Origin of the sequence: Rhodopseudomonas pentothenatexigens (assembly GCF_900218015.1) — a bacterium.
GTDB lineage: Bacteria > Pseudomonadota > Alphaproteobacteria > Rhizobiales > Xanthobacteraceae > Rhodopseudomonas > Rhodopseudomonas pentothenatexigens.
Map to the genome: position 1 here is coordinate 212,119 of NZ_UFQQ01000003.1, position 13,630 is coordinate 225,748.

Annotated in this window: 9 protein-coding genes; 5 read left to right on the plus strand and 4 right to left on the minus strand. The window is 66.9% G+C overall.

Annotated features, from left to right (window positions below; translation table 11 throughout):
* The first annotated feature begins 107 nt into the window (after positions 1–107).
* The 4 genes from DWA33_RS03890 (at position 108) to DWA33_RS03905 (ending at position 6,994) form a co-directional block, all read left to right on the plus strand.
* Positions 108–1,004, plus strand: a complete 897-nt coding sequence (locus DWA33_RS03890) for an efflux RND transporter periplasmic adaptor subunit (RefSeq protein WP_114356776.1) — start codon at positions 108–110, stop codon at positions 1,002–1,004.
* Positions 1,004–4,156, plus strand: coding sequence for an efflux RND transporter permease subunit (locus DWA33_RS03895; protein ID WP_114356777.1), 3,153 nt, complete (start codon positions 1,004–1,006; stop codon positions 4,154–4,156). The genes DWA33_RS03890 and DWA33_RS03895 overlap by 1 nt, the downstream gene beginning before the upstream one ends.
* Positions 4,157–4,201: 45 nt before the next feature.
* On the plus strand, positions 4,202–6,016 hold the full coding sequence (locus DWA33_RS03900) for an AsmA family protein (protein WP_114356778.1): 1,815 nt from the start codon (positions 4,202–4,204) through the stop codon (positions 6,014–6,016).
* A gap of 81 nt (positions 6,017–6,097) precedes the next feature.
* Positions 6,098–6,994, plus strand: a complete 897-nt coding sequence (locus DWA33_RS03905; protein ID WP_114356839.1) for an efflux RND transporter periplasmic adaptor subunit — start codon at positions 6,098–6,100, stop codon at positions 6,992–6,994.
* A gap of 69 nt (positions 6,995–7,063) precedes the next feature.
* On the opposite strand, the gene DWA33_RS03910 is transcribed toward DWA33_RS03905, so the two are convergent.
* The gene (locus DWA33_RS03910; protein WP_114356779.1) at positions 7,064–8,701 is read right to left on the minus strand and encodes a lysine--tRNA ligase; all 1,638 of its coding nucleotides are present in this window, start codon (positions 8,699–8,701) and stop codon (positions 7,064–7,066) included.
* A gap of 33 nt (positions 8,702–8,734) precedes the next feature.
* Entirely contained in the window at positions 8,735–9,556 is an 822-nt protein-coding gene (locus DWA33_RS03915; protein WP_430707859.1) for an ABC transporter substrate-binding protein, read from the minus strand.
* A 178-nt stretch (positions 9,557–9,734) separates the two neighbouring features.
* On the opposite strand from DWA33_RS03915, the gene DWA33_RS03920 reads away from it, so the two are divergent.
* The gene (locus DWA33_RS03920; protein WP_114356781.1) at positions 9,735–11,813 is read left to right on the plus strand and encodes a glycosyltransferase family 2 protein; all 2,079 of its coding nucleotides are present in this window, start codon (positions 9,735–9,737) and stop codon (positions 11,811–11,813) included.
* Here DWA33_RS03920 and DWA33_RS03925 read toward each other — a convergent pair.
* Both DWA33_RS03925 and DWA33_RS03930 read right to left on the minus strand, forming a co-directional pair.
* A complete protein-coding gene (locus DWA33_RS03925; RefSeq protein WP_114356782.1) occupies positions 11,764–12,363 on the minus strand; it encodes an SCO family protein in 600 nt (199 codons plus the stop codon). The genes DWA33_RS03920 and DWA33_RS03925 overlap by 50 nt on opposite strands.
* Before the next feature lie 178 nt (positions 12,364–12,541).
* Entirely contained in the window at positions 12,542–13,000 is a 459-nt protein-coding gene (locus DWA33_RS03930; RefSeq protein ID WP_114356783.1) for a hypothetical protein, read from the minus strand.
* Positions 13,001–13,630: the final 630 nt, after the last annotated feature.

The window sequence follows — 13,630 nt, forward strand, 5'->3', positions numbered from 1 at the left end:
GACGCCTTCGCTGTTTTGTCACTATCGAGCGGTGTATAGAAGTTCCCCGCGCGCACCATAGTGGGGCCGGCTTGCGCCGAGGTTTCGAAGGTTTGCCGAGTACTCCGATGATCGACGCGTGGACCCGCTCCAACCTGTTGCCGGCACGCGCCGCGATCGCCGCCGGCATCCTCTGCGGCATCGTCACGATGCTGCCGGCGCGCGCGGATCAGCCGGCCGGGGACCATGCCGGCGTGCAGGTCGTCGTCGCCAAAGCGACCAGCGCCTGTTTTTCCGACAAAGTCCACGTGACCGGCTTCGTGGTGCCGCGTCGGGAAGCTGTGGTGATCGCCGACAGCGACGGCCGCGTCACCGACGTTCTGGTCCGCGAGGGCGGCGTTGTCACCGAGAACCAGGATGTCGTGCGCATCGTCGGTGCGGCGGGCAGCAGGACCCTGAAGGCGCCGGCGGCGGGACTGATCACCGAGGTGCGGACCATCGCCGGCGCGCCGGCTTCGCCGCTGGCCGGACCGATGCTGCGCATCGCGGTCGGCAACGAGCTCGAAGTCGAGGCCGAAGTGCCGAGCATCCACGCCCTCAAGGTGGGGCCCGGCGCCACCGCACGGATCAGCCGCGACGACGGCGTCGAGCTCAACGGCGCGGTGCGGCTCGGCGCACCGCAGATCGACCGCAAGACCCAATTCGGTCAGGTGCGGATTTCACTGGTGGCCTCGCCCACGCTGAAGGTCGGCATGTTCGTGCGCGTGACCATCGATGCGCGGCGGAGCTGCGGCGTGGCGATCCCCCGCTCGGCGATCGACCATTCCACCGTGCAGGTGGTGAAAGACAGCGTGGTCGAGACCCGACCGGTCAAGATCGGCCTGGTGTCCGACAATGCGATCGAGATTCTCGAGGGCGTGCGCGAAGGCGAGACGGTGGTCGCCGACGCCGGCACCTCGCTGCACGACGGCGATCGCATCAAGCCGATATTCCCCGACGATTCCGAGCGATCGAAAGCGCGCTGATGGGCCTCAACGTCTCCTCCTGGTCGATCCGGCACCCTCTGCCGTCGATCCTGTTTTCGATCATCCTGCTGGCGCTGGGCTGGATCAGCTTCACCAAGCTGGCGGTGACGCGGCTGCCGAGCGCCGACATCCCGGTGATCTCGGTGGCCGTCTCGCAGTTCGGAGCGGCCCCGGCCGAGCTGGAAGCGCAGGTCACCAAGACCATCGAGGACGGCGTCTCCGGCGTCGAAGGCGTGCGCCACATCGCCTCGTCGATCACCGACGGCTTGTCGGTGACGACGATCCAGTTCGCGCTGGAGACCAACACCGATCGCGCGCTCAACGACGTCAAGGACGCGGTGACCCGGGTCCGCGCCAACCTGCCGCAGAACATCAACGAGCCGCTGATCCAGCGCGTCGACGTGATCGGCCTGCCGATCGTCACCTACGCGGCGATCTCGCCCGGCAAGACCCCCGAGCAGTTGTCCTGGTTCGTCGACGACGTGGTCAAACGCGCGCTGCAGGGCGTGCGCGGTGTCGCCCAGGTCGAGCGCATCGGCGGCGTCGAGCGCGAGATCCTGGTGTCGCTCGATCCCGACCGGCTGAGAGCGGCGGGACTGACCGCGCTCGACGTGTCGCGGCGGCTGCGCGGCACCAATGTCGACCTCGCCGGCGGCCGCGCCGAAATCGGCAACAACGACCAGGCGATCCGCACCCTCGCCGGCGCCCGGACGCTGAACGATCTCGCCGGCACCATGATCAGCCTGAATTCCGGCGGCGAAGTGCGGCTCGACGATCTCGGCACCGTCACCGACACCATCGCGGCGCGCCACACTTTCGCGCGCTTCAACGGCGAGCCGGTGGTGGCGCTCGGCATCAAGCGTTCCAAGGGCGCCAGCGACGTGGTGGTCGCCGAGGCGGTGCAGAAGCGGATCGATGCGCTGGCCGCGCAATATCCCGATGTCGAGCTGAAGCTGATCGACACCTCGGTCGACTACACCAAAGGCAATTACGAGGCGGCGATCTCGACGCTGTTCGAGGGCGCCATCCTCGCCGTCATCGTGGTGTTCCTGTTCCTGCGCGATCTCCGCGCCACCGTGATCGCGGCGATCTCGCTGCCGCTGTCGATCTTCCCGGCGTTCTGGGCGATGGACATGCTGGGGTTCTCGCTGAACCTGGTCAGCTTCCTGGCGATCACGCTGTCGACCGGCATCCTGGTCGACGACGCCATCGTCGAGATCGAGAACATCGTCCGCCACATGCGAATGGGCAAATCGCCTTATCAGGCGGCGATCGAAGCCGCCGACGAGATCGGGCTGGCAGTGATCGCGATTTCGCTGACCATCATCGCGATCTTCGCACCCGCCAGCTTCATGTCGGGCATCGCCGGGCAGTTCTTCAAGCAATTCGGCATCACGGTGTCGGTGCAGGTGTTCTTCTCGCTGCTGGCGGCGCGGTTCGTCACGCCGGTGCTGGCGGCGTATTTCCTGAAAGACCATCCGCATGTCGAGAAACCGCCGGGTCGCGTGCTGCGGGGCTATACGCGGATCGTCACCTGGTCGGTGCAGCACTATTACATCACGGTGCTGATCGGGCTCGGCATCTTCGCCGCCTCGATCTGGAGCATCGTGCTGCTGCCGCAGGGCTTCCTGCCGGCGCAGGACACCGCCCGTTCGGTGCTGGCGATGCAACTGCCGCCCGGCACCCAGATCGGCACGACCGAAAAGACCACCGAGGCGATCGTCAAGCTGCTGCGCGAGCGGCCCGAAGTCAGAAGCGTGTTCGTCGATGGCGGCCGGGTGCCGCCCGGCATCCAGGAAGTCCGCCGCGCCTCGCTGATCATCAACTACACGCCGAAGAGTGACCGCTCGATCACCCAGCGCGAGCTCGAGCACGACATCAGCAAGCAGCTCGATCTGGTGCCCGACATCCGCTACTGGTTCCTCGACGAGAACGGGCTCCGTGCGATCTCGCTGGTGGTGACCGGCGACGACAGCACCGTGGTCAACAACGTCGCCCAGGAACTGGCGTCGCAGATGAAGCGGATTCCGCTGATATCGAACGTCGTTTCGGAGACGGCGCTGGATCGACCCGAACTGCGGATTCGCCCCCGCGCCGATCTCGCCGCGCGGCTCGGGGTCTCGACCGAGAGCCTGTCCGAGACCATCCGGGTCGCGACCATCGGCGATGTCGGCCCGGCGCTCGCCAAGTTCGACGCCGGCGACCGGCTGGTGCCGATCCGGGTGCAGCTCGAGGATTCGGCGCGCGGCGAGCTCGCCACCCTGGAGCAGCTTCAGGTGCCGATCTATGGCGGCCGCGGTGCGGTGCCGCTGTCGGTGGTCGCCGACGTCAGGTTCGACCAGGGGCCGACCAGCATCAACCGTTACGACCGGCTGCGCCAGGCGACGGTCGCGGCCGACCTCGTCGGCAATGCCGCGCTCGGCGATGCCACCAAGCAGATCAACGAGCTGCCGGTGATGAAGTCGCTGCCGAAGGGCGTCAAAATCAGTCCCTCGGGCGATGCCGAAAACCTCGCCGAACTGTCGGACGGCTTCGCCACCGCGATCAGCGGCGGCCTGATGATGGTGTATGCGGTGCTGGTGCTGCTGTTCGGCACCTTCCTGCAGCCGATCACCATCCTGTTCTCGCTGCCGCTGTCGATCGGCGGCGCGATCGGGGCGCTGCTGCTGACCGGCAAGCAGCTCACCACGCCGGTCTGGATCGGCATCCTGATGCTGATGGGCATCGTCACCAAGAACGCCATCATGCTGATCGAATTCGCCATGGAGGCGATGCGCGAAGGCAAGAGCCGCGACGCCGCGATCATCGACGCCGGCCAGAAGCGCGCCCGACCGATCGTGATGACGACGATCGCGATGGTCGCCGGCATGACGCCGAGCGCACTGGCGTTCGGCGCCGGCGGCGAATTCCGTTCGCCGATGGCGCTGGCGGTGATCGGCGGCCTGATCTTCTCCACGGTGCTGTCGCTGATTTTCGTGCCCGCGGTGTTCATGATGATGGACGACGTCGGCCGAGGCTTCTGGGCGGTCGGCAAGCGCCTGCTCAGCGGCAGCGGGCGGGAGGCAGCCGAGGCGGCGCCGGCGGCAGCGACGCCCTCTGCCCCCACCGAACCGCCGCCGTCCGCCAAGAAACCGTCGTTCTGGCGCGGCTAGGCGAATGCAATCGGGCGACGTCCGCCGCATGGGTGAGGAGCCAAGATGAAGCCGATCCGGATCGCGGGCGCCATTGCGGCTCTGCTTCTCGTCGCGGCCGCGCTGTTGATCGCGATCGGGATTCCGGCCGGGCCGCTGACCGCCGCGATGCAGAGCCGGATCGAACGCGACACCGGCTACCGCGTGAGGTTCGCCGGCTCCGGCACCGTCCGGCTGTTTCCGGCGGTGGCGCTGACCTTGCACGATGTCAACGCCGAGGTGCCGGGCGGTCGCCCAACCGATCCGCGGCTGAAGATCGCCACCATCCGCGCCGAACTGCCGCTGACCAGTCTGATGTCGGGAACGCCGCGGATCACCGAACTGACGCTGATCAAGCCCGAGCTGTCCCTGCCGCTGCTGCGCCGACGCGACCAGGCGGTCGTAACGCCTGCACCCGCGCGTCCAGGCGGGACGGGGCTTGCCGAGATCGAGCACGTCGTGATCCAGGACGGCGTGGTGGTGATGACCAGCGCGGCCGACGGCGTCGAACGGCGGATCGCCGGCATCCAGGCCGACGTGGAGCGCGACGACCCCAAGGGTCCGATCACCGCCAGCGGGTCTGCGACGCTCGGGCGTTCGCCGGTTTCTTTCGAGCTCACCGCCGCGCCGACAGCCGACGACCAGCAGCCGATGCTGGTCGGCCTCACCCTCGACGCGCCGGGACTGCTGACGTCGCGCCTCAGCGCGAAGGCGGAAACGCGGCTGCGCGGCACGACGCTGACGATCAACGGCGTCAGCGGCAAGCTCGGCGATGCGCCATTCAACGGTTGGGCGTCGGTGGACGTCGCCGGCAAGCCGCTGGTCAAGCTCGACCTCGACTTTCAACGGCTCGATCTCGTCGCCATCACGCGCTCGGCGCCGCCCGGCGCGCCGTGGAGCGAGACGCCGTTCGATCTCGTCGGCCTCAACTACGTCGATGCCGAGATCCGGCTGTCCGCGACCGAACTGAACATCGGTCCGGCGCGGATCGGCCCGGCCTTGGCCGACGCCAAGCTGGCCGCCGGGGTGCTGTCGGTGCAAGCGAGCCGTCTCGGCGCCTATGGCGGGCAAGCGACCGGGACGCTGGTGATCGACGCCTCCGGCGCCACGCCCGCTTTCGATCTGCGGTGCGACATCGACGGCGTTCACGCTCTGCCGCTGCTCGATGGCCTGGCCGATTTCGATCGGATCGACGGCAAACTGCAGGCGCAGCTGGCGCTGCGCAGTCAGGGCGGCAGCGCACGCGCCATCGCCCAAGGCCTCGGCGGCACCGCGGCTGTGGGCGTCCGGGACGGTGCGATCCGAGGCCTCGACCTCGCCCGGATGATCCGCAACCTGACCGCGCATATTCAGGACGGCTGGCAGTTCGCGCCGACCGAGGTCACCGATCTCAGCGCGTTGGCCGTATCGTTCAAGATCACGCAAGGCCAGGCCGAGACCTCCGACCTCAAGCTCGCAGGGCCGCTGGTGCGGATGACCGGTGCCGGCAGCATCGACCTGCCGGCCAAGATGCTGGCGCTGCGGGTCGAGCCGAAACTGGTGCCGACCACACAGGGGCAAAGCGCATTGGAGCGCGGCATCGCCGCGCCGGGCGAGCCGATCGGGTTCGGCATTCCGGTCAGGATCGAAGGCCCGTGGATCGCTCCGCGGATCTTTCCCGATATCGCCGGCGTGCTCGACGATCCGGATGCGGCGTACAAGCGCCTGCGCGAGATCGGCAGCGGCCTGTTCGGCCTGCTCGGGAGCAGCCGCCCCGGCAACGATCCAGGCGGCACGGACCGGCCCCGCGACGACGGCGGCGCCGCGGTGGATGCGGTCATCAAACAATTGTTCGGACGGTGAGGCGCGATGCCGCAGATCGACAACATCAGGACCGGCGCGGTGCGGGCTTCCGATCGCGATCGGTCACGACGAGGAACCAGGATGACGGCGAGGTTCGCTCTCCCCCGGCGCAGCCATCCTGGCTACCGGACCGCGGCGCTGCTGGCGCTGGCGATCGCCTGCGCGCAGATGCAGCCTGCCCGGGCTCAGCAAAGCGACGTCAACGGCCAGACCGTAACGGTGTTCGTCGCGGCCAGGGCCTGCTTCCCGGCGACCGTCGAAGTATCCGGCTTCCTGATCCCGCGCGACGAAGTCTCGGTTCGTCCGGAGCGGCCGACCGCCAAGGTCACCGACGTGCTGATCGACGCCGGCGAGACCGTCACCCAGGGTCAGGCCCTTGCCAGGCTCGAAGGCGGCGCGACGGTGCAGGCACCGGTCGCCGGCCTGGTGTCGGCCTCGACGGCGCTGATCGGCGCACCGGCCTCGCCCAAGGGGGAAGCATTGTTCACCATCGTCACAAGGGGTGAATTCGATCTGGTCGGCCAAGTGCCGACCCGCGACATGCCGCAGCTCTCGGTCGGGCAGACCGCGACCGTCAAGGTGGTCGGCGACAAGAACGAGGTGCAAGGCAAGGTCCGCCGCATCTCCGCGACGGTGGAGCCGAAGACCCAGCTCGGCAACGTGTTCGTCGGCCTCGGTACCGACAAGCGCCTGCTCGCCAACGCCTCCGGCCGCGCCACCATCAAGACCGGCGAAAGCTGCGGCATTTCGGTACCACTCACCGCGGTGATCTATAATCCGGTCGGCACCATCGTGCAGGTCGTCCGGCGCCAGATCGTGGAAACCCGCCGCGTCGAGACCGGCCTGATGAACGGCGGCAATATCGAAATCCGCGAGGGCTTGAAGGAAGGCGACATCGTGGTCGAACGCGCCGGCGCGCAGCTCCGCGAAGGCGACGCGGTGCGCCCGGTGCTGGCCGCCGGTGCCTCCGCCAAGTAATCACCGAGGCGCCTCGCCGATTTGAAACGGCGTGGCGATCGACCCGATGCAGGTCGGCCAGGCGCGATCCTACGCGCTGCGCGCCAGCGCGCCGTCGATCATCGACACTGCATTGCCGACGCCGTAGACGGCGACGAACGAGCCGAACCGCGGGCCTTTTTCCTGGCCGAGCAGCACCTGGTACAGCATGTTGAACCAGTCGAGCGACACGCCCGGCTTGCCGTCCTTGGCGGCCTTCTTGTGATCGAGGAACGGCTCGCGGCGGCCGATCTCGTAGACGACGTCCTGGATCGCTTCCGCGGTCGCGTCCGCCGGCAGCTGTGACAGTGCATCGCGCAGGTCCTGCAAAGCGGCGCGCTCCTGATCGGTCGGATCGCGGAACACTTTGGTCGGGGCGACGAAGTCGCGATAGTAATTGATCGCGTAGCCGACCATGGCGTCGAGCTTGGGATGCGTCTGCGGCGTCACGCCCGGCCGGTAGCGGCCGATGAAGCCCCACAGCGTCTCGGCGTTTTCGGCATTGGACGACGACACCAGCGTCAGCAGCAGCTGGAACGTCACCGGCATGTCGGCCTGCGGCGGATTGCCGGAATGGATGTGCCAGACCGGATTGGCGAGCCGCTGCTTGGTATCCTGACGCGCATAGCCGTCGAGGAACTGCTGATAGTCGTCGACATTGCGCGGGATCACGTCGAAATACAGCCGCTTCGCCGCCTTTGGCTCGCGATACATGAACAGCGACAGCGATTCCGGCGAGGCGTAGCGCAGCCACTCCTCGATCGTCAGGCCGTTGCCCTTCGACTTGGAGATCTTCTGGCCCTTCTCGTCGAGGAACAGTTCGTAGTTGAACCCTTCCGGCGGGGTGCCGCCGATCGCCTGGGCGATCTTGCCGGACAGCTTCACCGAATCGATCAGGTCCTTGCCGGCCATCTCGTAGTCGACGCCGAGCGCGGTCCAGCGCATCGCCCAGTCCGGCTTCCATTGCAGCTTGCAGTGGCCGCCGGTGACCGGCAGTGTCACCCGTTCCTTGGTTTCCGGATCGTCATAGGACACCGTGCCGGCCGCAACGTCGTGCGCGACGATCGGCACCTGCAGCACCACGCCGGTGCGCGGGCAGACGGGGAGGAACGGCGAGTAGCTGGCGGCGCGCTCCTCGCGCAAGCTCGGCAGCATGATCGCCATCACCTTGTCGAGCCGTTCCAGCACCTTCAATAGCGTCGCATCGAACCGCCCCGACTTGTAGTAATCGGTCGCCGAGGCGAATTCATAGTCGAACCCGAACGTATCGAGGAACTGACGAAGCCGGGCGTTGTTGTGGGCGCCGAACGAGTCGTGGGTGCCGAACGGATCCGGCACGCTGGTCAGCGACTTGCCGAGATTCTTCTCCAGCAGCTCCTTGTTCGGCACGTTGTCCGGCACCTTGCGCAGGCCGTCCATGTCGTCCGAGAACGCCAGCAGCTTGGTCTTGATCTTGTCGTCGGTCAGCACGCGAAAGGCATGGCGCACCATCGTGGTGCGCGCGACCTCGCCGAACGTGCCGATATGCGGCAGCCCGGACGGTCCGTAGCCGGTCTCGAACAGCACCTCGTCCTTCGGATGCTTCTTCAGCCGGTTCACCAGCGCGCGCGCCTGTTCGAACGGCCAGGCGTTGGATTGTTCGGCGAGGGTGCGCAGCTCGGAAGCGCTCGGAAGGTCGATCGTGGTCATTCAGGTCTCCGACCGCCAGTGAAGGCGGGTCTTTCAAAACGGGCTGACGGAAAAATACCGCAGCCAAAGATCAGTGTACTGGCCCTTGTCCCAAACCCGGAACAGCGCCCAATTCAGCGCTTGGCGCAACGTGTCGTTGCCCTTGCGCACGGCGATGCCGACACCCTCGCCGAAATAGCGACTCTCCAGGAACGGAGCGCCGGAAAACGCGCAGCAGTTCTCCGAGTCGGTGCCGTTGATCCAGAACGCCAGCGAGATTGCGTCGCCGAAGATGAAGTCGACGTCGCCGCGCTTCAACGCCGTACGCAGCGCCTCGGCATTCGGATAAGACTGTAACACGGCGTCGGTGAACATCGCCTTCAGATAGGCTTCGTGCGCCGAGCCGGCGACCGCACCGACCTTGCGGCCTTCGAGACGTTCCGGCCGCATCTCCGGCATCACCGCGTCCTTGCGGGCGACGAAGCGGCCAGGCGTGCGGTAGTACGGATCGGTGAAGTCGACCTTGGCGCGGGTTTGCGGCGTCACCGCGAGCGAGGCGATGATGGCATCGCCGCGGTTACTGCCGAGCGCATCCAGCAGGGTCTCGAACTTGCGCATCTGCACGGTGCAGGTGACCTTGATCTCCTCGCACAGCGCCCGCGCCAGATCGACGTTGAAGCCCGCCGGATTGCCGTCGGCGCCGGTGAAATTGAACGGCGGATAGTCGACCTCGGTCAGGAACCGGATCATCGTTAGCCGGGACAGGTCCGGCCGCTCCGGCCGGCGCCGCGGATCCCAGAACCCCGGCACCGCATGCGCGGTGGCTGCAGCAACCGCCTTGGTTTCCGGACTGGTCTCTGCGGCCCGCGCGGACATCGGCGCCAGCAGCGCGATCGCGACGGCATACGCCAGCGCCACTAGGCGCGCGCGCGATGCCGCGAGTCGTCTCTTGCCGAAAAAAACAATCTGTGGTTGCATCATCAGGGGTTCCGCACCGGCGGTCTTATAGACCATCCGGTGCGGGAGGCGAGTGCCGTTTGCGTTGGGGCGTGCCATGGTCGTGACCGACCGCGCCGGACTGCACGATACGATCACGGGGCAGCGCGGCGATGATGAGGCGATCGCCTCATGGGGCGGACGCTCAGGCTCTCCGGCCTGCCGGCCCGTCGCTCTCAAAAATCAGGATCTCGGCGGCGGAGGTGCCCACCGGCTTGGCTGGCTCAATGGCATCGGAACGCCCGAACTGGACTGCCTTCGCGGCGTGTTGACACCGGCGCTGCTGCAAGCGGCGGCCCAGCGCAGTCAGGACCTTCAGATCGGCGCCGATCGTGTCCTGATCCACTGGGAACTGATCGACGAAGCCTCCTATCTTCGATACCTCTCCCACGCACTTCAGCTTGCCTTCGAAGACTTCGAGGATGTCGGCCGATCCGATTGTCCGTTGAGCGACGAGCAGATCCCGCGCGCGGCGGCTACCGGCATCGTCCCGCTTCGCATGAACGGGGACCTGCTCTGGGTGATCGCGCCGCAGCGTCTGGCCTGCCGTGGGCTGTGCCGGCTGGTGCAGGAGTATCCGCAGATCCGGTCGCGGCTGCGGCTCAGCTCGCCTGCAATGCTGCAGACCTTCCTCGCACATCATGGCGCGTCGGCGCTCGCCGAAGCGGCCAGCACAGACCTGCATCGCAGGTTTCCGACCCTGTCGGCGGCGCCGCGTCGGGCCGAGCCGTTGTGGCGGCAACGGCTGCGGCGCGGTGCCTGCGTGGCAGCCCTGCTGATGTTGCCTTTCCTGCTGGACCGCGAAGTCACCACCACGGTGCTCGCGGCATGGTTCGTCGGCTTCGCAGGATTGCGGCTGCTCGCCAGCCTGTGGCCGTCGCACGCGCTCCCACCGACCCGGCGGAAGGCGGATGCGGAGTTGCCTGTCTACACCGTGGTGGCGGCGCTGTATCGCGAAGCCGAATCGGTCGGGCCGCTGGTCGATGCGCTCGAAGCTCTCGACTACCCGCGCGAGAAACTCGATATGATTCTGGTGATCGAGCCCGACGATCTCGCGACCCGCGCGGCGCTGGCACGACTGAAGCCGCGATCGCATCTAAGGGTGCTGATCGCGCCCGACGCGGCGCCGCAGACCAAGCCGAAAGCCCTCAACTACGCGCTGGCCTTCGCACGCGGCAGCTTCATTGCGATCTTCGACGCCGAGGATCGGCCGGCCCCGGATCAGCTCCGCGCCGCGCTCGCCGCGTTCGATGCGGCCGATCCTTCGACGGCCTGCGTGCAGGCCAGCCTGTGCATCGACAACCTGACCCATAACTGGCTGTCGCGCACCTTCCTGGCCGAATATGCCGGCCAGTTCGCGCTGTTTCTGCCCGGCCTTGCCGCGCTCGGCCTGCCGCTGCCGCTCGGCGGCTCGTCGAACCACTTCCGCACCGACGTGCTGCGGACGATCGGCGGCTGGGACCCGCACAACGTCACCGAAGATGCCGATCTAGGCTTCCGGTTGGCGCGGTTCGGCTTTCGCTGTGCCACCTTTGCGTCGAGCACGTTCGAGGAGGCCCCGCTCGCATTCGGCAACTGGCTGCGCCAGCGGACGCGCTGGATGAAGGGCTGGCTGCAAACCTGGCAGGTCCACATGCGGAACCCGTTGCGGCTGTTGCGCCAGACCGGTCCGCATGGATTTCTTGCCCTCAATCTGATGCTCGGCGGCAACGTGCTGTCGGCGCTGGCCTACCCGCTGCTCGTGATCGTCGCGGTGATGTCCGCCGCGGACTGGGCGGATCTGTCGCCGTCGCGGCCGGCGCAGGACATGCCTACCGCCTTGCATTGGCTCGCGATCTGGTCGGGCATCGCTTCGACGGTCGTCGTCGGCCTGCTCGGTCTGATTCGGCGGAGGCAATGGCAGCATGCCGGTGTGCTGGCGTTGACGCCGTTGTACTGGCTGTGCCTGTCGCTGGCGGCGTGGCGCGCGCTGGCGCATTTCGTCTGGTGTCCGTATCGCTGGGAAAAGACCCAGCACGGCGTCGCCCGGCGTCCGGATCCGCTCGAGCCTCTGTCTCCTGGACAGCGGCGGAGAGGTGCAGCGGCGTCTACAAGTACCGCTTCAGATCGGCAGCAGCCTCCTCGGGCTTGCGCTTGATGTTGAACGGCGCCACGAAATTCCCGGACTTGTCCATCAGGTAGATCAGCGCGGTGTGATCCATCGTGTAGTCGCCGTCCTTGAGCGGCACCTTCTTGGCATAGACCCGATAGCCCTTTTCGATCTTCTCGGTGGCCTCCGGCGTTCCGACCAGCCCCTTCAGATGCGGATCGAAACTCGACAGATACTCCTTCATCGACTGCGGCGTGTCGCGCTCCGGATCGACCGAGACGAAATAGGCGTTGAGCCGATCGGCGTCGGAGCCCAGCGCTGCGAGCACCTGGGACAATTCGAACAGCGAGGTCGGGCAGACGTCGGGGCAGCGGGTGAAGCCGAAGAAGATCAGCGTCGGCTTGCCCTTCATGCTCTGCTCGGTGACGATCTGGCCGGTGTGGTCGGTGAGCCGGAACGGGCCGCCGATCGTCGCCGGCGCCGAGATCTTCTGAAGGCCGCCGAGCAGCCACAGCACGACGACGAGGCCGACGACCAGACTGCCGGCGAAGGTGGCGACGATGACGAGCGGTCGGATGGATTTGGCTGGTGCTGACATCGACGGAATCCTCGCGAACCCGGATCGGCCGATGTGGCGTCATTTCCGCAGGGCCGGTGCGACGTGCGGATCGAGCCGCACCGCCCCCCAATAGAGCGCCCCGTGGCGGCCGGCAAGCCGGGACGCCGCTGCGCCGATCACGTGATGCGGAGAACGAGCCGCCGCCACTCCGGAGGCGTCAGCGTCCCGCCTGCGCTCGCGCGTCCATGTAGCAGGGGCGGTACATCGACATCAATTGCTTGCCACGCAGGAAGATCATGTGGCGCGTCAGGCCGCCGCGCTTGGCGATCCAGCGGCGGATGTTGGCCGGATACATCGTGTACAGCATCTGAGTCGCTTCGGCGTTGGTGATGGCCCGGCCGTTCGAGCCGAGATCCCATGCCGCGTGAAAGCCGAGATTGGCTCGCGAGGTCACGCAGATCTTGTGGTGCGGCACCGCTCCCAACACGATCGTGCAGGCCGAGGCGCACAGTCCGTCGATCATCACGGTCTCGCCGGAGCTGCGCAGCGACTGGTACTTGTCGACGTAAGTTCCGATCCGGCCGCCGCGATCCTCGGCGATTCGAACCATCGCCTGGCTCGATGCCACGCCGGCGAACAGCAGCACCGCCGCAAGCATCCCCGTGATCAGTCTCATGGCTCCCCCACCCATCCCCGTCGCGAACCCGTCCGTGACACGGATTCGAAACAGACCCAGCGTGATTTCCGATCGGCGCTTTGTCCAGATCGATGCGCAAGGTCCGGTGAATTTCAAATCGAGTGTTGCTCGCAGGATGCACCGCCGCGTCAGCGGTCCCAAACTGAAACAGACCTGCGACCAACGATCGCTCCCCCATGCAACGACCACGCGCCGTTTGGTTCCGGGCCAGGAACAGGAAGCTCTGCATCGACACCGGACGAGAGCGTTCCGGCTCGACGCGTCAGAAGTCTTTAAGGACTTCGTACCCGGCGTTTGAACGGCGACATCAGCCGGCTCCTCCGACTTCGGACCCGTTTCGCTCGGTCATCGCAACAGGTGTCCCGGACGGCCGGCGCCCCGATCGTCTTGCGAAGCTCTCGCGACAACTAACAGCCGCGTCCCGGGATTCTGCGGGGATTTCCCTGCAGCGGAATTGTTTAAGGCAAACTTAGCAAGAGCAGCCCAGTATCGGCCTCATTGACCTCGACCTGCTCGCCGCCCGACGTCGGTTTTGCATTATCGCGCGTGCTGCCCCGCCCGATGGCGCCTGGCGTCGGCAGCATTGCGGCAACGCTGCGGGCAAGGCCG

Bases quoted from the DNA above. Each gene is read 5' to 3' on its own strand.
- DWA33_RS03890 (WP_114356776.1), top strand. From the start codon at position 108: ATGATCGACGCGTGGACCCGCTCCAACCTGTTGCCGGCACGCGCCGCG.
- DWA33_RS03895 (WP_114356777.1), top strand. From the start codon at position 1,004: ATGGGCCTCAACGTCTCCTCCTGGTCGATCCGGCACCCTCTGCCGTCG.
- DWA33_RS03900 (WP_114356778.1), top strand. From the start codon at position 4,202: ATGAAGCCGATCCGGATCGCGGGCGCCATTGCGGCTCTGCTTCTCGTC.
- DWA33_RS03905 (WP_114356839.1), top strand. From the start codon at position 6,098: ATGACGGCGAGGTTCGCTCTCCCCCGGCGCAGCCATCCTGGCTACCGG.
- DWA33_RS03910 (WP_114356779.1), bottom strand. From the start codon at position 8,701: ATGACCACGATCGACCTTCCGAGCGCTTCCGAGCTGCGCACCCTCGCC.
- DWA33_RS03915 (WP_430707859.1), bottom strand. From the start codon at position 9,556: ATGTCCGCGCGGGCCGCAGAGACCAGTCCGGAAACCAAGGCGGTTGCT.
- DWA33_RS03920 (WP_114356781.1), top strand. From the start codon at position 9,735: ATGGTCGTGACCGACCGCGCCGGACTGCACGATACGATCACGGGGCAG.
- DWA33_RS03925 (WP_114356782.1), bottom strand. From the start codon at position 12,363: ATGTCAGCACCAGCCAAATCCATCCGACCGCTCGTCATCGTCGCCACC.
- DWA33_RS03930 (WP_114356783.1), bottom strand. From the start codon at position 13,000: ATGAGACTGATCACGGGGATGCTTGCGGCGGTGCTGCTGTTCGCCGGC.